The sequence below is a fragment of the Marinomonas sp. TI.3.20 genome, from assembly GCF_038155025.1.
Classification (GTDB): domain Bacteria; phylum Pseudomonadota; class Gammaproteobacteria; order Pseudomonadales; family Marinomonadaceae; genus Marinomonas; species Marinomonas flavescens.
The window spans coordinates 185,870-207,362 of the sequence record NZ_JBAKAS010000006.1; the positions used below are offsets into that span (position 1 = coordinate 185,870).

At 41.6% G+C, this 21,493-nt stretch carries 19 protein-coding genes and 2 tRNA genes; 1 reads left to right on the forward strand and 20 read right to left on the reverse strand.

All coding sequences use genetic code 11. The features are described 5' to 3' along the window. Positions 1–37: 37 nt before the first annotated feature. The 12 genes from V6259_RS08740 to V6259_RS08790 all read right to left on the reverse strand — a co-directional run bounded on the left by V6259_RS08740 (position 38) and on the right by V6259_RS08790 (position 13,567). Positions 38–388, reverse strand: a complete 351-nt coding sequence (locus V6259_RS08740) for a hypothetical protein (protein ID WP_341584229.1) — start codon at positions 386–388, stop codon at positions 38–40. 10 nt (positions 389–398) lie between these two features. Then, the gene (locus V6259_RS20035) at positions 399–485 is read right to left on the reverse strand and encodes a hypothetical protein (RefSeq protein ID WP_445928506.1); all 87 of its coding nucleotides are present in this window, start codon (positions 483–485) and stop codon (positions 399–401) included. Between the two features lie 6 nt (positions 486–491). Then, the gene (locus tag V6259_RS08745) at positions 492–3,338 is read right to left on the reverse strand and encodes a heavy metal translocating P-type ATPase (protein WP_341584230.1); all 2,847 of its coding nucleotides are present in this window, start codon (positions 3,336–3,338) and stop codon (positions 492–494) included. Between the two features lie 9 nt (positions 3,339–3,347). After that, the gene (locus tag V6259_RS08750; RefSeq protein WP_341584231.1) at positions 3,348–3,776 is read right to left on the reverse strand and encodes a MerR family DNA-binding protein; all 429 of its coding nucleotides are present in this window, start codon (positions 3,774–3,776) and stop codon (positions 3,348–3,350) included. 178 nt (positions 3,777–3,954) lie between these two features. Next, on the reverse strand, positions 3,955–5,244 hold the full coding sequence (locus V6259_RS08755) for an NAD(P)/FAD-dependent oxidoreductase (RefSeq protein ID WP_133012911.1): 1,290 nt from the start codon (positions 5,242–5,244) through the stop codon (positions 3,955–3,957). A gap of 79 nt (positions 5,245–5,323) precedes the next feature. Further along, on the reverse strand, positions 5,324–5,773 hold the full coding sequence (locus V6259_RS08760) for a YaiI/YqxD family protein (protein WP_133012910.1): 450 nt from the start codon (positions 5,771–5,773) through the stop codon (positions 5,324–5,326). A gap of 151 nt (positions 5,774–5,924) precedes the next feature. Next, positions 5,925–7,574: an electron transfer flavoprotein-ubiquinone oxidoreductase gene (locus V6259_RS08765; protein WP_341584232.1), complete on the reverse strand. Its 1,650-nt coding sequence runs from the start codon at positions 7,572–7,574 to the stop codon at positions 5,925–5,927. Positions 7,575–7,632: 58 nt separating this feature from the next. Next, a complete protein-coding gene (locus V6259_RS08770) occupies positions 7,633–9,402 on the reverse strand; it encodes an acyl-CoA dehydrogenase (RefSeq protein ID WP_341584233.1) in 1,770 nt (589 codons plus the stop codon). Between the two features lie 140 nt (positions 9,403–9,542). Beyond that, positions 9,543–10,610, reverse strand: a complete 1,068-nt coding sequence (locus V6259_RS08775) for an AraC family transcriptional regulator (RefSeq protein ID WP_341584234.1) — start codon at positions 10,608–10,610, stop codon at positions 9,543–9,545. Positions 10,611–10,711: 101 nt separating this feature from the next. After that, positions 10,712–11,065: a hypothetical protein gene (locus tag V6259_RS08780; protein WP_133012906.1), complete on the reverse strand. Its 354-nt coding sequence runs from the start codon at positions 11,063–11,065 to the stop codon at positions 10,712–10,714. Between the two features lie 64 nt (positions 11,066–11,129). Beyond that, complete coding sequence (locus V6259_RS08785; protein WP_341584235.1) at positions 11,130–11,561, reverse strand: cytochrome b562; 432 nt, start codon at positions 11,559–11,561, stop codon at positions 11,130–11,132. A gap of 137 nt (positions 11,562–11,698) precedes the next feature. Then, positions 11,699–13,567, reverse strand: coding sequence for a methyl-accepting chemotaxis protein (locus V6259_RS08790; protein ID WP_341584236.1), 1,869 nt, complete (start codon positions 13,565–13,567; stop codon positions 11,699–11,701). Positions 13,568–13,685: 118 nt separating this feature from the next. On the opposite strand from V6259_RS08790, the gene V6259_RS08795 reads away from it, so the two are divergent. Further along, positions 13,686–13,985, forward strand: a complete 300-nt coding sequence (locus V6259_RS08795) for a hypothetical protein (RefSeq protein WP_341584237.1) — start codon at positions 13,686–13,688, stop codon at positions 13,983–13,985. Here the strand turns inward: V6259_RS08795 and V6259_RS08800 are convergent. The 8 genes from V6259_RS08800 to V6259_RS08835 form a co-directional block, all read right to left on the reverse strand. Further along, on the reverse strand, positions 13,982–16,447 hold the full coding sequence (locus V6259_RS08800) for a Lon protease family protein (protein ID WP_341584238.1): 2,466 nt from the start codon (positions 16,445–16,447) through the stop codon (positions 13,982–13,984). The genes V6259_RS08795 and V6259_RS08800 overlap by 4 nt on opposite strands. A 195-nt stretch (positions 16,448–16,642) precedes the next feature. Beyond that, on the reverse strand, positions 16,643–17,449 hold the full coding sequence (locus V6259_RS08805; RefSeq protein ID WP_133012901.1) for a TatD family hydrolase: 807 nt from the start codon (positions 17,447–17,449) through the stop codon (positions 16,643–16,645). Positions 17,450–17,456: 7 nt separating this feature from the next. Further along, complete coding sequence (holB, locus tag V6259_RS08810) at positions 17,457–18,398, reverse strand: DNA polymerase III subunit delta' (protein WP_341584239.1); 942 nt, start codon at positions 18,396–18,398, stop codon at positions 17,457–17,459. After that, positions 18,399–19,037, reverse strand: coding sequence for a dTMP kinase (gene tmk / locus V6259_RS08815; protein ID WP_341584240.1), 639 nt, complete (start codon positions 19,035–19,037; stop codon positions 18,399–18,401). Further along, positions 19,034–20,083 (reverse strand): endolytic transglycosylase MltG, encoded by a 1,050-nt coding sequence (mltG, locus tag V6259_RS08820; RefSeq protein WP_341584241.1) that lies wholly within the window; start codon positions 20,081–20,083, stop codon positions 19,034–19,036. The genes tmk and mltG overlap by 4 nt, the downstream gene beginning before the upstream one ends. Beyond that, the gene (gene pabC / locus V6259_RS08825; RefSeq protein ID WP_341584242.1) at positions 20,070–20,894 is read right to left on the reverse strand and encodes an aminodeoxychorismate lyase; all 825 of its coding nucleotides are present in this window, start codon (positions 20,892–20,894) and stop codon (positions 20,070–20,072) included. The genes mltG and pabC overlap by 14 nt, the downstream gene beginning before the upstream one ends. A 334-nt stretch (positions 20,895–21,228) precedes the next feature. Then, a tRNA-Glu gene (locus V6259_RS08830) sits at positions 21,229–21,304 on the reverse strand. Between the two features lie 62 nt (positions 21,305–21,366). Beyond that, positions 21,367–21,442: transfer RNA gene (locus V6259_RS08835), tRNA-Glu, on the reverse strand. Positions 21,443–21,493 lie beyond the last annotated feature (51 nt).

Here is a 21,493-nt window from a genome sequence, read left to right on the forward strand (position 1 = left end):
ATTATCTCAGTATCCATAAAGCGGATTTGAAAAATCATTATTTCTTCATTAGTATTTTACTCGGCGCTTTACCACAACAATGTGGAACATGATTCAGATTGTCTTTAATATTAAGTTCCACATTTTTAGCCAAATTCAAGCGCCAGCGGTAAAACAGCCCTCCTTTTAACACCATTCCACCACTTCTAATGCTATCAAGTATCATCACAAGTGATACATGTAGGACATCATAATGAATGACAATTCGTTGTTTTTTCAACTCAAGCTGTAGAAATTCAATACCATGAAAATTGTGCCATTGTTGAAAAAAGTCAGTGGCACTCAATCTAGAGATTTGTGAAAGATAAATAGTCACTTTAGCAAGGGAGGCTGATTCATTACGGAACATGAGGCCTCCCTTATTTCTTTTTGCTGGGTGCCCAAAACCACCAAGCGATTAAAGCAATGAGTAACACCCCTAGAATATTAATAAGAAAAGACATAATTTCCTCCTATTTATTTTGAACATCAGAAGATGAAAGATTGGCTTTAAACCGACGTAAGCGGTTAGCATTCGCGACCACGGTAATGGAAGATAAAGACATGGCTGCGCCAGCTATGATTGGGCTAAGCAACCATCCAGTAAAGGGGAAAAGTACCCCAGCCGCCAACGGAATTCCTAGGCTGTTATACGCGAACGCTCCCCATAAATTTTGTTTTATGTTTCGTAATGTCGCTTGGCTTACTTCGATGACCTGAGCAACACTGGCTAAATCACTGCGAATTAAGGTGATGTCTGCGCTTTCCATTGCCACGTCAGTGCCAGCACCCATGGCAAAACCCACGTCTGCTTGTGCCAATGCCGGCGCATCGTTAATACCATCGCCTATCATGCCAACAACCTCGCCTTTGGCTTGGAGTTTACGTACCCACTCAAGCTTGTCGTTAGGCATTAATTCTCCATGGAAATCATCAATAGCCAGCTTGTTCGCTACCAAGGCTGCGCTATTATGATTGTCTCCTGATAACATGATGACTTTAAGACCCGCTTGTTGAAGTGTCTTAATCGCACTTGCTGAGCCAGATTTTATAGGATCTTCAATACAAAAGACCGCCAATACTTGATCGCGATCTGCAAGATAGACTTGCGTACTCGCGGCGTATTGTTCATCAATGCTGTCCATTTGAGAAAAATCAATATTCTGCTCTTTTATTAGCGCTTGGTTACCTAAGAAATAGAACTGGCCTTGGATAGTCGCTTTTAAGCCACGCCCAACAATAGACTCAAATTGCGACGTCTCATAACTGTCTTGGCTGGTTAATTCAGCATGATTCATCAAGGCATTGGCCAATGGGTGATTCGCCCCTTTCTCTAAAGAAGACACTAATTTAGCAAGGTGTTCTTCATCGGCGCCAGCCGCCAGTATTTGATGCACTACTTTAGGTTTGCCTTCTGTAATAGTGCCGGTTTTATCCAACACTATAGTGGTTAGCTCGCTGGCTCGTTGCAATGACTCGCCATTACGAATCAAACCTCCATACTCGGCAGCCTTGCCGACCCCGATCATAGTTGAAATGGGGGTTGCTAAGCCAAGCGCACAAGGGCATGCAATAATTAAGACAGAAACAGCCGCAACCAACATATGGACAATGACAGGAGATGGGCCAAAGTTAAACCAAGCTAATGCCGCCAACGTTGCCAACATCATGACACTAGGAACGAAAACAGAAGACACTTGGTCTGCTAGACGACTAATCGGTGGTTTTGAATTTTGCGCTGTGCCAACCATATCAATAATCTGCGCCAACAAGGTATCTGACCCTATGCCGGTTGCTTTATAAGTTAATGAACCTTTGCCATTAATGGTCCCTGCTGAAACTTTATCACCGGGACGTTTCTCGATTGGCAGCGGTTCGCCTGTCAACATAGCCTCGTCGACACTCGACTCCCCTTCGCTAACCACGCCATCAACAGGAAATTTTTCACCTGAGCGAACTCGTATAATATCGTTAATTTGTATCTGCTCAACCGCAAGAGAGATTTCTTTACCTTCTCTCATTACTATAGCTATTTTAGGGCGCAGGTCTAATAAGCGACGTAATGCTGCACTGGTTTTCCCTCTTGCTCGCACTTCTAGCGCTTGGCCTAAATTAATCAGACCAAGAATCATTACACTGGCTTCAAAGTACAAATGACGTGCGTTTTCAGGGAACACACTAGGGGCAATAATAATCGCCATGGAATACAACCAAGCACTGATCGTTCCTATGGTGATCAGGGTATCCATATTCGACTGGCGGGATTTAAACGCTCGCCATGCACTGCGGTAATAGTTTTTTCCGGCTACGACCATCACCAATAAAGTTACCAGGCCAATCAGCCCCCAACTTAATCGCTGATATCCGGTGTCGACCATCATATTGCCGCCCAATAAACCATACAGCATTAGAGGAATACCCATAACCAAACCGAGTACGGCATAGTTTCGTTTATCATGGAATTCTTGCTGTTCGTTTTTTTGACGATCTTCTTCTGCTTGATCAACATCTTCGATCAATGACGCACCATAGCCGGAAGATTCGACCGCTTTAATTAAGGCATCGGCATCTGTCAAAGAAGACACTTGAGCCGTACGGCTTGCAAAATTCACTTCCGCTTTTTGCACCCCAGAGACATTATCCAACGCTTTTTGAATCGTGTTTACACAACCAGCACAAGTAATACCAGTTAACGAAAATTGGTATTTTTGAGCGTGCTCATTATTGATTTCACTAATGTTCGATTGGTTTGCTTTTGTACTCTTGTCTGGGGTGATTTCTGAGTTTACTAGCGTTTGCTCTTGTGGCTGAAGCTGTTCAACATAATCGCCAAAATACTCATAACCCGCCTCAATTATGGCATCACCAATCGCTTGCTGAGAAAGCGAAGAGATAACATCAAGGCGATTCTCTTTTGGTGTGCCGACAACTTGTGCGCCTTTGTCTAAGCGTTGAATGCTACTGCGTATCTTGCCAACACACTTCTGACATGACATGCCTTCAACCGCCAGTTGATAAGAATTGGGTAAATTGGCTTGTTCTGTCGAATCTACACGGGCTTCTGGACCCTCAAAATGGCCTAATGTCTGGTAACCTGCGTCACGAATACACGCTTCCACTTGCTCTTCTGGAAGCATGGTTTGCACTTCAAGGCGATTCTCTTTTGGTGTTCCCACAACCTGTGCGTTGACATCTTTTTGTTGAATTTTTTGTCTCACTTTCGAGACACAACCTTGGCAGGACATACCACCAACGGCTAGGTCCAAGGTTAAAATATGGGGCTCATTGGTGTGGGCTAATTTTTCATTAATGTCTGACATATTGTCTCCTTAATGATCACTATCATGATCTTTTTTATCTTCCCAATCTTCGATTAAACAGCAAATAGAGTGGCCGTCTGGTGTACCATTCGGCATACTTTCCCAGTTTGATAAAGCCGCTTCCATAGTCGCTAAATGCGCCTGTAGTTGTGCTATCTTGGCTTTGGTTTCAGGGACTTTCTTTTGCAACAAATCTCGTACCATAGGACAAGGAGAATCTCCGCTATCAGCCTGATCTAGGATCTCTTCAATTTGTTTCAAACTGAAACCTAACGTGCGTGATTGCTGTATAAACTGCATCCGCGTGAACGCGGTATTATCATAAATCTGATAACCGTTATTCGGGTCTCGTTGCGCTTGAATCAACCCTAAACGTGTATAGTGACGAACAGTTTCACTCGTCACATTGGCTTTTTTGGCGAGATCAATAACACGCATAAGCACTCCTTCATTAAATCTGATAGTAACTATTGTAAAACCTATTGGTAACACATAGGTCAAGCCTTCGCATTGAACCGAATACACCTCATTAGTTAATACACATTTGAATAGAGATAAGAGGGATAAGCAAAAAAAAACCGACTCATAAAGTCGGTTTCGTAAGTAGCATTAATGTCTAATGCAGTTTTAATTTTGGTTTAACGACTTTACCAATCTTCTGTGCCGCCATGATGATGGTTGCTTTAAACCATCCATGAATAGCAATAAGGTGCAATCGGTAGAGAGAGACATAAACAAAACGAGCAATGCGGCCTTCTACAAACATGGAGCCGCCCATTAAATTACCCATTAAGCTGCCAACCGTACTGTAGTTGCTCAGATTGACCAAAGAACCATAGTCTTTATAAATATATTCTTTAAGTGATTCACCTTTAAAAGATGCCTGGATATTCGCATAAACTAAAGATGCCATTTGATGCGCAGATTGCGCACGCGGTGGAACAAATGAGCCATCAGGTTGCTCACAAGCACAACAATCACCGATAACATATACATCATCAAAATTTAACGATTGAAGCGTACCTTTAACAATAATTTGATTGCTACGATTAGTGTCGAAGCCATCGATATTCTTGATAAAGTCTGGTGCTTTTACGCCTGCGGCCCATATCATAAGATCTGCGGCAATAAGCTTATCCTCAGCGGTTTGAAATCCATCCACATCTGCGCGAACCACTCGTGTATTTTCACTAAGTTGAACGCCTAAGCGGATGAGCTCTTTTGACGCAAGATTAGCTATACGATCAGGCAGCGCTTGAAGAATTCGGTTACTCGCTTCCACAAGTTCAATATGCACGCGTTTACCAGACATTTCAGGCATACCATATGCTTTCATTAAATCTGCTACGTGGAATAACTCAGCGGATAATTCAACCCCTGTAGCACCACCACCTACGATGGCAATTTTAAGCTTAGTATCTGGACCTTCTTGATAAACTCGTAAAAATTGATTTAGTAACGCTTGTTGGAAACGCTCCGCTTGTTTATGTGAATCTAAGAAATAACAATGCTCTGCGACACCTGGCGTACCAAAATCATTACTGACGCTACCAACAGCCATGATAAGTATATCGTAGGAAAGACTCCTTTCAGGCAATATGAGCTGGCCTTTATCATCACTTAATGAATCGAGTGTAATATTCTTTGTGTCTGGATCGACTCCAGTGACTGTTCCGAGCTGAAACTGATAATGGTGTTTTGCCGCATGAGCTCGGTAGTTAACACCATCGTTATTAATATCAATAGACCCTGTTGCCACTTCATGAAGAAGAGGCTTCCAAATATGTGTACGGCTGCGATCAACTAAAATAATTTCTGCTTTACGCTTTTTACCTAATCCATGACCTAAGCGGGTAACCAATTCCAAGCCACCTGCACCACCGCCAACAACAATAATTCTCTTCATTTAAAAACGCCCCTATAACTGAATAATCAGGAAAGCACTCACAAAGCGCTTTCCTGATTATTCATTGAAACCATAGAATTTATTTTGCTCGCTGTGCCAACACTTTATCAAGTGTATTCGCAAACGCCTTCCTATCTTGCTGGTTAAAAGTTGAAGGGCCATCTGTTTGAACGCCGGAAGAACGCATTTGCTCCATAAAATCCCGCATGGCCAAACGTTGTTTGATATTCTCACGCGTATATAATTCCCCTCTAGGATTAACAGCCAATGCGCCTTTCTCAATAACCTCTGCGGCTAAAGGAATATCTGCGGTTATTACCAGATCAGGTGTTGCTACGTGTTCCACGATATAGTTATCAGCCACATCAAAACCAGAACTCACAACTCTTCTTTCAATCCATTTGGAGGGAGGTATAGCAATTGCTTGATTAGCAACAAGAATACAGGGTATTTCAACTCGCTCAGCGGCACGAAATAAAATGGTTTTGATGACGTTCGGACAGGCATCAGCATCAACCCACAGTCGCATAAATATCCCCTTAGTATAAAAATCTATTATTGATCAGTCGGGGTATTAAATCCAGCAGCGAATGAAAACATATGGGCCGCAAATAGCGACCCATATGTCATAGTCAGGAAGTTTGGATATGAACCTATTGAGTACAGGCTGATAGAAAGCATTACATATTAGGGTAATTAGGACCTCCGGCCCCTTCTGGCGTGACCCAGGTAATATTTTGAGCCGGATCTTTAATATCACAAGTTTTACAGTGGATACAGTTTTGAGAATTGATCTGAAAACTCGAACCCTCTTTACTTTCAACTACTTCATAGACACCAGCCGGACAATAACGCTGAGCAGGCTCAGCAAACTTTGGCAAATTCTGTTGAATAGGTATCGACTTATCGGCCAGTACTAAATGGCATAGTTGGTCTTCTTCATGGTTAGTATTAGATAAAAATACTGACGATAATTTATCAAAACTTAACTTTCCATCAGGTTTTGGATAATTTGGCGCAGTATGCTTTTCAGCAAGTTCCAAGCAGGCGTAATCAGGCGTCAGATCTTTAAAGGTAAAAGGCAAGCGGCCAGAAAACATATTTTGATCTAACCAGTTATACGCCCCACCCCAAAATGTTCCAAGAGAATGCATTACAGGAACGAAGTTACGAGCCTGCTCAAGTTCTTTGCCTAACCAAGAGTTTCTAACTATTTCATCATAATGAGCAAGATCGGTCGATGTAGACTCTTTCTGCAAGGCGTCGCATATAACATCGGCGGCTAGCAGCCCACTTTTCATTGCGGTATGAGTGCCTTTGATTTTTGCAGGGTTTAACGTACCAGCATCACAACCTACCATTAGGCCGCCAGGAAAACTCATTTTTGGCAAAGAAGCCCAACCACCTTTAGCAATGGCTCTAGCACCATAAGAGACGCGTTTAGCGCCTTTTAGATGTTCTGCTATCAGAGGGTGATGTTTATAGCGCTGGAACTCGTCATAAGGACTAAAATAAGGGTTCTTATAATTTAGATCAGCAATAAGACCGACAACCACTTGATTGTTTTCTAAGTGATAAAGAAAACCACCGCCACCCGCTTCTTTACCAAGCGGCCAGCCTGCGGTATGAATAACGGTACCCGGTTTACTTTGTGCTTCAGGCACATCCCAAAGCTCTTTAATACCAAGTCCATAATGCTGAGGAGCCTTACCTTTATCAAGGTCAAAATGAGCAATAAGTTCTTTACCCAAATGACCACGACACCCTTCAGAAAATACGGTGTATTTGGCTTTTAACAACATGCCCGGCATATAACCATCTTTATGCGAGCCATCTGCTGCAACGCCCATGTCACCGGTAATAATACCTTCTACATCGCCGCTTTCGTTATAAGCAATGTGTGCTGCAGAAAACCCTGGGAAAACTTCAACACCCAAGGATTCAGCTTGCTCGGCTAACCATCGAGATAAATTACCAAGGCTAATGACATAATTGCCTTCGTTATGGAGTGTTTTTGGAATCATCCAATTACTTAATTTATGTTTGGCTGATTCAGAACCTAACCAATATAATTCATCAACGTTTACTTCGGTCAGTAACGGCGCACCCATCGCCTTCCAATCGGGAAATAATTCAGCTAGCGCTTTTGGGTCAACCACGGCACCGGATAAAATATGCGCGCCAATTTCTGAGCCTTTTTCAACCAAGCAGACACTAAGTTCTTGTTTATTCTCTTGAGCTTTTTGCATCAAACGACAAGCAGCTGAAAGCCCCGCTGGGCCTCCACCTACGATTACTACATCAAACTCCATAACTTCTCTGTCTGTCATAACATCTCCTACAGCAGGCTTAGCATTTTTATTATTCTACGGTATTGTGGTGTGAGAACTATCTTGAAAAACTATTTTCATTCAGCTCGTCGATAGATCCTTGTCCATTCATGACTGTATAAGCCTGATATTTAGCACGTTCTAAAATATGATCGCAATAGAAGTCTGCTGATTGTTTCCAAGATTGCTTCTGCTGTTCACTGAATGCGGCATTTTTCTCACTCAACATTTGCGCTCTAGTTTGCAACCAGCCGCCAATCACATTGCCCATCATCATCATATAGGAATACGCAGAGCCTGTTCCCAGATTGGAATCTTTGTTCATAGCCTCTAAACATTGGTGAGTTGCTTGTTCTGCCAGTTCAATCGTGGCTAACACTTTTTTTGCATTAACGCTGGCCGCGCCCATGGCCAATTCTTCAAGCTCAATTTTCATTTCTGAAAATAAAGCGCCCATGGCCGCTCCTTTATCTGAAAACAACTTACGGCCTATTAGGTCAATTGCTTGAATACCGTTTGTACCTTCATAAATAGGCAAAATTCTAGCATCACGAGCGTGCTGCGCTACACCTGTTTCTTCAATAAAACCTACTCCGCCATGCACCTGAATAGCTAAAGATGTAATTTCCTGAGCTTGCTCAGTAATCCAGCCTTTCACAATCGGAGTTAACAATGCACTACGTGTTTTAGCAATCGTCTTATGGTCGCCATCGGCTAAATGCGATACGTCATTTTCTACCGCAGCAAAGTAAATTAGTGAGCGCATAGCATCGATCTGAGACTTCATGGTCATCAACATCCGTAACACATCAGGATGCTCAATAATGGCTGCTTTCCCAGAGCGATCTGGTTTCATACCTTGCTTACGTTCTTTGGCGTACTCTAATGCTTGTTGATAGGCGCGCTCTGCAATGGCTAAGCCTTGCAAACCAACACCCTGACGCGCATTGTTCATCATGGTGAACATGGCCTTAATGCCTTCATTTTGCGCACCAACTAGATACCCAATCGCACCATCATTATCACCAAAACTCATGACACACGTAGGCGATGCATGTATTCCCATTTTATGTTCTACAGACACAACCTGAACATCATTACGGTCTGCTGGATTGCCTTCAGAGTCTAATAAAAACTTAGGAACAATGAATAGCGATATCCCTTTTACACCCTTAGGGGCATCAGGAAGACGAGCTAAGACTAAATGAATGATGTTGTCACTCATTTGATGATCCCCCCACGTGATGAAGATTTTTTGACCCTTAATACGATAAACATCGCCATCAGGAGACGCCTTACAAGCAATGGCGGCCAAATCAGTACCTGCAGAAGGCTCTGTTAGGTTCATTGTGCCAGTCCACTCACCGCTTAACATTTTCGGTAAGTAGGTATCTTTCAGGGTCTCGCTCGCATGAGAGCTGATTGCTTCGATAGCGCCTTGGCTCAATAAAGGACATAGCGAAAAAGCAAGATTAGCGGCTTGAACACCTTCGTTGACTGCGGTCGCAATACTAGAAGGTAAGCCTTGGCCACCATATTCAACTGCACCGGAAAGAGAACCCCATCCCCCTTCACAGTAGCTACGATAAATAGCTTTAAAGCCCGTTGCTTCAAACACATCACCATTTTCAACTCGGGAGCCTTCTTGATCTCCAGACCAATTTAGCGGAGCAATAACCTGTTCGGTTAACTTGCCTGCTTCTATTAAAATCGCTTCAAGCAAATCGTCATCAAGGCCGCCTTCAATGTAAGGGGCCAAGCGATCGAAGCGAGCCACCTGTTGTAGCGTAAAAAGAATGTCGTTTAGGGGATATAGATAATCGCTCATTTTTTATTCTCCGGTAATTTTTCCGAGCTGATGCATCTTTATATCATGGTAAAAGTAAGCAAATCACTCAATAACATTTCAATCCGTTATTCATGACAAAAAAAACCAATATGAAAAAAAATTGCTCACAAAATACCGTTTTATATGCTTTTCATAGAATGGCAGAACTTCAGAAATTCATCACTTTTTCGATATTCACCCGGCGTCATTCCAGTCCATTTTTTGAATGAGCGAAAAAAAGCACTAGGTTCATCAAATCCCATTAATGTCGCGATGTCATTAATACTCAGCTGTGGAGCATTCATGTAGGTAATGGCCGCCTCTTTACGACATTCGTCTTTAATTTGCTGATAGGAAGTTTTTTCATCATTAAGTCGACGTCTTAGAGTAGAAACACTCATATTGAGCGCGCTCGCCACTTCATCAGCACTCGGCATCTCTCTTGAAAAGTCTTTACCTAACATCGCCATTACTTGAGATTTTAAACTGTTATCATTTTCAACCATCACTAACAATTGGTACGGTGCTGTTTTCAGGAAGCCCCGTAAACTGTCTTCTGTTTGAACAATGGGCATATCGAGGTAACTCGCGGGGAAAACAAGGGCATTTGCATGTTGATTAAATTTAACCTCCGATTGAAACAAGGTTTTATAGTATTCAACGTCATTAGGTCGTTCGCTGGTAAAATACGCCGCTTTTAAATTTAACCGTCGGCCAATTAACCAACATATAAAATGATGCCACATAGAAAGTGTAGTGCGTAATTGTTCTTTGGATTCTGGAACAACTAAATCGTTAATGTTTGACTCTACTGATTCGATCGGGGCAAAAGTGACCATTGCAAAGCGCCCTTTTTTGATCAACACAGGTTTGATTGTCGGGCCACGGCAAATATCGTAAAAATCGCTGCACCGGTACATTGCATGCGCCAAAGTACGCGCATGAATGATACATAGACACATCATACGAAAAGTTCCATTAGGCACTTTACCACCACTTAACATGCCAAATGACTCGTCTTGCACAAGCCACATAATACGTTGGTATAACATGCCATACTGGTAAGCAGGAAAATGAGTATTTTGTTCAATATCTGAGCGTGAAATATCCAAGCTTTCTAATAATGCATTGCTGTCTAAACCTTGATCCTCGACGGCCTTCAACAAATAACGCACACTTGACATAGGAACAGACGCTTTCACATTCATGTTTCAACTCATCCCGTATAGATAATTCTTATTGTAATGGATAATTTGGGTATAAAAAAAGGCTGCAAAAGCAGCCTTTTTTATATTTTACAGATATTTGCTTAATTCTCTTCAGAGAAAGCTGACAACAATTCATCAACAGACAAATCTTCAGTTTCCTGATTTATCCCAGACGTTAATGTCGGCTTAATAAATTCGGGTTCTTTCTCTTCTTTAGGTTTCACGAACACAAAACGACGTGGACGTGCAACTGCCTGTGCCGCTTCTTTTGCAGGAAGCAGCCCAAGTCTATCAAGCTTCTTAGTCGCTTGCTCTTTGCGTTCCTTGGATTTCTTTACTTTAAAACGGCGAGTCGATGATGATTTACGAGCTTTATTTTGCTCTTTCATCATTTCCTTTGAACCTGTTTTTCCAAGTTTACCGCGCATGCTGCGTGATTTTTTAGTACGAGCCATAATTACCTCTCTTTATCGCGCAGCATTGTAACAGTCAATTCAAGCGAGGTCATCAATTAGACGGTTAGCAATCCGCTTTAAACGTACTGTGCCCTATCTGTCTTTGCTTGCCAATCTGTCCTAGCAAGGTTTTCACTTTATCAGAGTCATTATTTTTTAATGCTATTTCTAAAGAAGAGAAGACGTTAATGGTATCGTCAATCACACTTTGGTATTTAGCCGTTTCTTTTGCAAGCTCATCACCTGCCAATTTTTTCTCAGTAAATAGATAGGGCGTTTGTGTGCGAGCATCTTTGAACAAAGCAATGACTTGCTCTACGTTCTTAGTCGCTTCTGCGTTGTCTCCCGCTTTCAGATTGGATGCCATACCTTTTAAGTGCGTTTTAATGCTTTCCATATCGTGATGTAGAGGACTAACCTCACAAACACCGTGCGCAAACACATTAGTCGATAACGCTAAGGTAGCGAGTGCACCAATAAAAAGACGTTTGTACATTAAAAATTTCCTCTAGTCGGGGCAATTATAAAATTTAGCATTGCTATTTATTATGTATGGTATCAAGAATTTACCCTTTTCATTGCCTAAACACAAATAGAAAAGCGAGACTCAATAGGATCCAACGAGATTCCTTGTTAAAGAGTAAATCTTGCGATTTGCTGCTCTAATCGTTGTGCTAATTCTGCTAAGGATTCAGCACCTTTTGCACTCTCATGGGACTCTATTGCTAACTTATTAGCGATTTCTTTGATTGATAAACTATTATTTGAAATATCACTGGTAACAATATTTTGCTCTTCTGCTGCGCTCGCAATTTGCAATGACATATCACTAATACGTTGCACCGAATTTTGAATTGCTACCAGACTTTCTGCCGCCGAAATCGCGTCTTTAACCGAGTTATTTGCAGTTGTTTGGCCCGATACCATGATCCCCACTGCTTTTTTAGCCGTATTATTCAAGCCATCGATCATTTCCTTGATTTCTTCGGTGGAATTTTGTGTTCTTTGCGAGAGCACTCGTACTTCATCAGCAACCACAGCAAAACCACGACCTTGCTCTCCTGCTCGCGCCGCTTCTATGGCAGCGTTTAATGCTAACAAATTAGTTTGTGCAGAAATGTTCTGAATAGTCACCAAAATCCCGCTAATGCTCTGAACTTGCTGATCGAGATTACCAATAATATTAGAAGCATCATTCACTTGTATGGCTAATTCACTAATTGACTCTTTACTTTTTACGACTTTATTAGCGCCTAGCTGACTATTCTGAAAGGCTTCTTTAGAAGCATTTGCTGTACTTTCAGCGTTTGAGGCAATTTCATGTGTCGCAGTAGACATTTGACCTACTGCTGTCGCTACAGCGGTAATTTCATCTAATTGAATACTGAGCTCCAAAGATGATTGAGAGGTTAATCGATGAGAATCCTGTGCTAAATTATTAAGATTAAATGATAACGCTTTGATTTCACTAATAATGCCCGCCAAAGTTTGTAGAAAGCCATTAAAATGGCGCGCCAAATGACCAATTTCATCATTACTATTTTCTGGAATGCGAGTGGTTAAATCGCCTTGTCCATTATTCATTTGCGCCAACGCTTGGCTGACTTGATCAATACCACTCAACAATTTTCGACTAACCAGCCCCATAACAATGCTGACTAGTAAGGCCGCTATAACCATTGCAATAATCAGAGCGATTAATAGATTGTGCAAAGGCGCCATTGCGGTCGCTTTGTCTAATTGGAAAAAGATAATCCAATTCGTATTTGGAACAGCGACACCTGCCACTAAGTCAATACCCTCTGCAGAGGGAACTTCGACCAGTTTTCCATTTCCTTTATCGATAACACTCACGCCATAACCCAAAGATGTTTTCATATTTTTTAGCGTGAGCTTTTCATTAGGATGAGCAATAATTGTTCCTTCGCTTGTCGCTAAAAACACACGACTTCTGTCCATTAATTTAACATTGAGAATGCTTTTAACCAGACTAGTTAAATTGATATCCGCACCAATTACACCTTTTATCTCGGTACCATCTTCTACCTTCTTGGCTGCTGAAATAACCAACTTTCCTGTACTAGCATCAACATAAGGCTCTGTGTATTCAACCTTGTCTGAATCGAGGCCTTTTTTATACCAAGGGCGAGTTCGTGGGTCGTAATCTGCTGGTAAAGGGGTGTGATGACTTAATACCATTTTTCCAGCTGTCGTACCGATGTACGCCAAGTCAAAATTACCCGACTTTTCAGCTTGTAAAAGTGCGCCAACCGTCACATCATGCTTAATAAAGTGCTCATTTAAACCATTAATAGTCGATGTTTTGCCATGAATCCATTCTGAGATAGTCCGAGATTGTCCTTCTGCAATCGACGATACCTGATTATTCAGGCCATCTACTAAGGTGCTCTTTAGTTGGAAGTAACCAAAAGAGCCAACAATTAACGCAACAATGATGGCGGAGGCGAATACCACCAGTGAAAACTTACGCTGTAACGTCATGACACAGTCTCCGAAGTAATTTTGATAATAATTAGAGCCGTCGACCTTTTGCTTAAAAAATAGCAATTCGATCCACCTTTTTATGATTTGATACAGTAAACGATAGGTTTTATAGGTTATGTACAGTGTAAAAGTTCGATTACTAACTACCCTTTTAACGTTAATAATCAGCTCACCATCATGGTCTGAGTCTGAATGCAGCGATTACGATGCGAAAAATGCGGCAAATAAAGTGACTGAGAAATTCATAGCTGGTAAGGTTTTTCATCAAGCTGAAGTGTTAAAAGTCCATCGACCTAGCAAACAAAAAGAGATCGCCAGCTACATAAAAGCAGGCGATCTCTATTACACTGTTTTTTCATTAGTTAACGGTAAGTGCACAGTCAAAATAATGAAGCGAACTAACGGTAAATACTAATCTTTGTTTGACGACTTATCTTGATGTGATTTTTTTTCCGTAGGTTTAGCATCACATTCATTTTCGTCGTCATCCTCTTCTTCGTCCTCATCACCTAGTTTAGAAATTTCTTCTAAACGCTCAATCACTTTGGCAGAGATAGTTCCTTCTGGGTAGTCACCATGTTCATCTGCAACGCCAGGTTCCATTCCCGTTAGTAAATGTAACGCTTCATCCGCGGAAGAAATGGCATAGACATGGAATTGTCCGGCCTTTACCGCATCTACAATTTCGTCACTGAGCATTAGGTTATTCGCGTTTGATTTAGGGATAATTACCCCCTGTGTACCACTCAAGCCACGAGCATTACAGACATTAAAGAAGCCTTCAATTTTTTCATTTACCCCACCAATTGCTTGAATTTCACCGTATTGGTTTAACGAGCCAGTAATAGCAAGATCTTGACGCAAAGGTATTTGGATCAGTGCAGAAAGCAGGCAACATAGTTCAGCGGTTGACGCACTGTCACCATCTACATAACCATAACTTTGCTCCATCGCGATTGAAGCAGAAATATCTAAGGGATAACGTTGAGCATATTTATTACCGAGATAACCCGATAAAATAAGCACACCTTTCGAGTGAATATTTTGACCTAGATTAGACTCGCGCTCGATATCAATGATGCCCTTCCCGCCCGGATGCACTGTAGTGGAAATACGTGCCGGTGCACCGAAGCTACTATCGCCAATTTGCATTACGGTCAGACCATTAATTTTCCCCACCGCATGACCGTCACTTTCTAGCAACACAGTACCTTCAATGATTTCTTCAATGATCTTTTCACTGACACGTCCAGTTCTGTGTTTTTTAGCTTTCAAAGCGCGAGCAATATGATCTTCAGTAATATTCTTTTCATGCGCCATTTCTCGAACAAAGTCGGCTTCGCCTAATAATTCGAAAACATCACCAATCTTAGCCGCCATTTCGTTCTGGTGCTCCGCTAAGCGACTACTGTATTCGATTAAAGCGGCCACACCATTGCGCGTCACATTCGCATATTCTTCTTTGTCGATTCGATCTTTCATCAAACGAGCAAAAGCCAATTCGGACTCTTTTGTGCGCTTTAGAGTGTCATCAAAATCAACAAGAACACGGAACATTTCTTGAAAATCTGGATCAGCATCTTGCAGTAAGTAATAAATGTCTCTTGAACCAATTAAGACAACTTTCACTTGCAAAGGAAGATCTTGAGGGGCCAAGGTCGTCGTATTCATTAAACCCATATCTGCGTATGGATGCTCAATTTTTAATGATTTACTCTTCAAAGCACGCTTCAATGCTTCCCATAAATAGTGATCTGTTAATAATTTTTCAGCATCAAGAATTAAATAACCACCGTTCGCCGCATGCAAGCTGCCAGAACGAATTAAGCGATAGCTTGGAATCAGCATACCTTGGTCGCTACTGTATTCCACTTGTCCGAATAAATTACGATACGTTGGGTGAGATTCATAAACGACTGGCATACCGCCGTCTGGTTCATGAGTCACGGCTACGTTCGGCAAATAGAGCTCTTCATACAATTGACGACGACCGGCTTCATCTCGATTTTCCGACACCTTATCATCCGCCACTTGATCCATAATGGTTTTATCTAAGTCTTCACGCATCGCCTTCAAATAAGCTGTTACAGCTTCGTGCGCTACGTACTCTTCAAACATGGGAGCCATTAAAGGATCTAATGCTTCATTGACCGTATCAAGATTAAGTTGACGCAATTGCTCGTAAGTCGCCCGTTTCCAAAGTGGCAAGCTTAATAGCTCTTCATTCAATAAACTTTCCAGTTTAGATACAGACTCTTGAAAAGCATCACGATCTTCATCACTTAAACCAGCAAAATCATTCTCTTCGATTGCTTTGCCGTCTTTCATTGGCGCAAAGCTAACAGAAGACGCATCACGAAACATAGCAACGCCAATTTTTACCGCAACACGTTCGACTTTATTAATTGCCGACTCATATTGCTCATTAAAAGCTCGGTCAATAGCCCCTTTTTGTTGCTGATAAGAAGGGTTTTCAAACGCAGCAGGAAACGTAACCATTAAACCATCAATAAGCGCGCGTATTTGTTTTTCAAAAGCGGCCGCATTACCAGGAGCAAACTCAATGGCTTTAGGTCGGTGTGTTTCTGTGAAATTATTAATATACGCCCATTCATTAGGTGGCGTACGACGTTTGGCTTCACTTTTAAGATAACTTAATACATACGATGAACGACCTGTTCCAGAATCGCCCATGGCAAATATGTTATAGCCTGGACGCTGCATAGCAACGCCAAACTGAATCGCTTCTACCGCTCGTTCTTGCCCTAAAATGCCACTTAATGCATCAATATCTTTGAGGGTTTCGAATGGAAGATGATCTGCCGGTACTTTTGCCGACAAGGCTTGATATGGAAGTGGGGTAACCATACTTGACATCAATGAGCTTCCTTTAATAAAACAAGCTGCCTTTTTGGTCAGGCTTGCGAAAGAAGAATGTCTTCTTTTCCGTTATATTTTAAATTTATAATCTCAGACTAACACCCTTATTTACCAATCACCTATACGCAAAAGGTAAACTAAAGAGGTTTCTAGACAATTCAATTCACTTTGATTAAAAAACAGCCAAAACAGTTAGGTTGATTCAGTGATTCGTTGTTCAGCATTCGCTTTTGTGAAAACGCGGTGGAAATTTTCCGCCGTAGCTTCTAATAAAGCCTCATACCGAATACCTTTTATGTCAGCGACAAACTGAGCAACATCGGCCACGTATTGCGGTTCATTTTTTTTACCACGATGTGGCACTGGCGCTAAATATGGAGAATCGGTTTCAACAATCAAAGAGGACAATGGCAGCTTTTTAACCGTCTCTTTTAACACTTGCGCTGTTTTGAAGGTGACTATTCCAGAAATTGAAATCAAATAGTTTTCATCCAGCGCCTCTTTCGCCATAGCATAATCTTCTGTAAAGCAATGCAATACGCCAGCAGTGTTTGGATTACCATACTGACGAATCAACGACAAAGTATCTTCTTTGGCATCACGCGTATGAATAATAACCGGTAAACCTAATTTGCCAGCCGCCGCTAAATGATGAGAAAAGCTTATTTTTTGCCTCTCATGCACTTCGGCATCTTTTTCATAAAAGTAATCAAGACCCGTTTCACCAATGGCAATAATTTTCTCATGTTGAGCAAGCGACATTAGGGCATCAGGAGACGTAATAAGTCCTTTTTCATGCAATGGATGTACACCACAACTGGCAAAGATGCCTTCGCGCTGGGTAAAGCCAAGAATAGTATCCATGTCTTCCAGATTTACCGCGATACTGAGCATTTGCTTCACACCCTTCTGAGCCGCCGCATCAATCGCGCCATTAATATCTCCGTTATAGGGTGTTAAATCCAGTTTGTCTAAATGGCAGTGAGTGTCAATTAACATAAAAATGTCACCATTGATTTAATTCGTATGTAAGTTGTATGGTCGGATTAAGGTTGGTTTTTAAAAGATCCGATTTCATTTTTTGCAGACTTTGATAACGCTGCATAATTTGCTGAATGCCCATGCGGCGCATGATGACCGGATATACCTCAAATAAAGCAGAAGGTAAATCCGCCCCAGCAGAATGATTAATACACTGGTGCAAAATAGCAGCCAAACCATTGCAATAATCTTCAATATTGGTGTTACTAACGCCCTTTAATACAACGTCTGTTCCTTGTTCACCAAGCAACATTGTTTTAAGAGCGCTTGGCAATCCTGTATAGATGGCGGTTTTTTGCTGCTTTTCAATATCAATAAGACGAAATGGTTGAGTGGTTAACCAAAACAACGTGCTCAATTCATCCCCATCTGGCTGCCCACTTAACCAGTTTTTCACCTCATCAATGTTTGGCGTCGGTACATTGACCAATAAACACCGACTACGAATGGTGGGTAATAAACTGCTCGACTGGGAGCTTGTGAGTACGAAGTAAGTTTGGTCCGCTGGCTCTTCTAATGCTTTTAATACCGCGTTGGCGGCGTTAATATTCATTGCCTGTGCGTGAGTGATGAGCACAACTTTATTGTTACCAACTTGCGGTTTTTGACTGATTTTCTGTGTTAATTGGCGAATATGGTCGACTTTTATCGTCCCTTCCTCACCATCTAAAATACGGAAATCTGGGTGTGTGTTCGCTGCAATTAACTGGCATGAATGGCAGTAACCGCAAGCGGCCGCCTGATCCAACTCTTCACACATTAAATCTTTGACCATAGCGCGAGCCAGCACTTCTTGACCAACGCCATCAGCGCCTGTCACTAATAAAGCATGCGACAGCTTCTTTTGCTTTTTTAAAGCCTGTACTTGACGTAATGAAGCGGTAAGCCAAGGAGCGATGTCTGTCATCTAAATACTCTCTTCCCAGGTAGACTTAAGGGCATCTAGTGTCGATATGATTTGCTCACTGACACTGCTAAGGGACTGGCTAGCATCAATTATTTTTATCCGTTCTGGTTCAGATGAAGCCTGCTCTAAAAAGCCTGCTCGCACTTTTTCATGGAAAACAATAGATTCTTTATCTAGGCGGTCTGCATTTTTTCGTTGAGCAACGCGCTCTAAACCTATTGCTACAGGAACATCTAATAATAGCGTGGCATCAGGCCTGTCATCCCCAACAACCCATTTAGTAAGTGTATTAAGTATCTCTAAATCGCCACCACGAGCTTTACCTTGATAAACAAAAGACGAATCAATAAAGCGATCACTAATGACCCAAATATTATTCTTCAATGCAGGGCGAATTTTTTGAGACATATGCTGCGCTCTTGCGGCGAACATCAGCAGGAGCTCCGTCATATCATCAACGGTTTCATCACGCGACGCCAATATTAGTGCGCGAATATCTTCAGCCAATGCCGTGCCACCTGGCTCACGAGTAACAATAAAATCGATACCTTTTGACTCTAACCAGGCTTTAATGCATTCAATAGCGGTTGACTTACCACTTCCTTCACCGCCCTCTAAAGAGATAAATTTACCAGTCATTTTGAATTCTCCTTAGAAGTAGACTCTGGACTCGATTTATAATCTGCTCGCCTATGATATTTTTGATACTTAGCAACCGCTTTATTATGCTCTTGTAATGTTCTGGAAAAAGCATGAGTGCCATCGCCTTTGGCAACAAAGTATAGCGATGTCGTTTTACCTGGGTTCAAGGCCGCGATAATGGCCTCTTTCCCAACATTGGCAATCGGCGTTGGCGGTAGCCCAAAGTGTAAATACGTATTATATGGAGACTTGGAACGAAGGTCTTTTCTAGTCAAGTTACCATTAAAATTTTCTCCTAAACCGTAAATGACGGTAGGATCTGTTTGTAAGCGCATTCCCTTTTGTAAACGATTTACGAAAACACGTGAAATCAATGGTCGCTCAGAAGGCTCCCCTGTTTCTTTTTCTATGATAGAGGCCATGATGAGTGCTTCGTATGGGGTTTTATAAGGCAACCCCTTTTCTCTTTTATCCCATAAAGAGGTCAATGTCTGGGTTAGCAAACGATGGGATTGTTGCAAAATACTGAAGTCTGTATCGCCTTTATGATATTGGTAAGTGTTCGCAAAAAATTGCCCTTCTGGATTACTGGCGTCCAAAGAGAATTTCTTCGAAATTTGTTCATTAGACAAACCTTCCAACGACATTGTTATATTATTTTTTGCTGACATCGTTTCTAAATAATAACGAAGCGTTTTGCCTTCTAATAAGGTTACTGAATAAACAATGGATTTTCCTGAGTCAAAAAGAGCCATTAAGTCTAATAAATTCATTCCAGATGTTATCGCGTATTCTCCTACTTTAGGAATCCACTCTGGATGCAATTTGGTTACAATTCGTACTAATATGGGATCTAAAACCCAACCTTTATTGCTCAGTTCTTCGCCAATTTGATAGGATGTATCCCCAGCATGAATAGAAAAACGCTGTTCTTTTGCCAGTTCTATAGGCGCAGTAATGGCGTAGTAAATGGCAGCAGCTACAATAGCTCCTAAAGAAACGAATAAAACAAAAAATCTGATAAACCATTTAATAAACGTCATGCACATCCTTAGTTTGCATCAGCTGCTGTAATTGTTGAGTGTGAACGCCAATCGGCATGGATGACCCTAATAGAGATATCACCGGAACAATACCCATCAAACTATTTGTAATAAAAATTTCATCGGCTTGTTTAAGTGTGTGTAAAGGGAAGTTTCCTATTTCAGCATGATAGCGTGTTTGATCACTCAATATATGGTGACGAAAAACACCTTGAACCCCTGCTTGACTCAACGACGGCGTATACAAGACCCCTGCTTTAAACCAAAAAATATTACTTTGAATACATTCAATCACATAACCATGACCATCTAGCATCACATCTTCAAAATGCTGATCGTCTAACTTTTGCTTGGCCAATACGTTTTCAAGACGATTTAAGTGTTTCATCCCTGCTAAAAAGGGGTTTTCACTGACAGGAACATCAGATATACCAAGAGCGACTCCACGATTTTTTTGCACCTGGTAATCTGGTGCATCGGCAAGACCTATCAAAATGGTATGTTGGCATTCTTTAGGAGGTAAATACCCTCGACCACCCTCACCTCTTGTGACAATGATTTTCACCACTGATTCTTTGTTAACAAGAGGCAGAATAGAATCGTGTAGAAAAAAACGTAGCTGAGCCAATTGCGCGGCTGAATACGGCATAGCCAGTTTTTTTAAACCGCGACTAAGGCGCTCAATGTGTTCATCTAGATATTCAAATCCAGCGGGAAATACTTTAATCGTCTCAAAAAGACCATCACCGTAGGCTAAACCTCGGTCAGATGGAGAAATTAAGTCTTGTTGATAATTAATAAACCATTGCATGGAGACGAATAAACTCAGAATAAAAACGGTGGGCTATGATAGCGTAAAAGTCACAAGCCTCCCAGAGAGCTTTGAACTTAAAACAAGACAATCTGATACATCGATAGCGGAGGTATATAACAGCTTTAGCTAAAGACTAATGTATAAAAATAATCTGAAAATATGAGTGTTTTAGTTACGACACTAACGCAAAGAGGGGGATAAAAATTAAAAAAACAAGATAGGTGAGATTATAAAAACCTCAAATAGAAATAGCCTTGGAATCACGATGAAACCACTGCTTTAATGACGTCTTAGTCTGAAAGAAATCAGATAAAAAAAGTCTTAACAAAGTTGGCGTCCCGTAGGGGGTTCGAACCCCTGTTACCGCCGTGAAAGGGCGGTGTCCTAGGCCTCTAGACGAACGGGACACAACTAGCTTTTATAGTGCTATAACTCACGATTCATATAATATTATTCTAATAAATTAGAATGGCGTCCCGTAGGGGGTTCGAACCCCTGTTACCGCCGTGAAAGGGCGGTGTCCTAGGCCTCTAGACGAACGGGACACAATTAGCTTTTTTAGTGCTACAACTATTTATCATGACACTTTGTCAGTC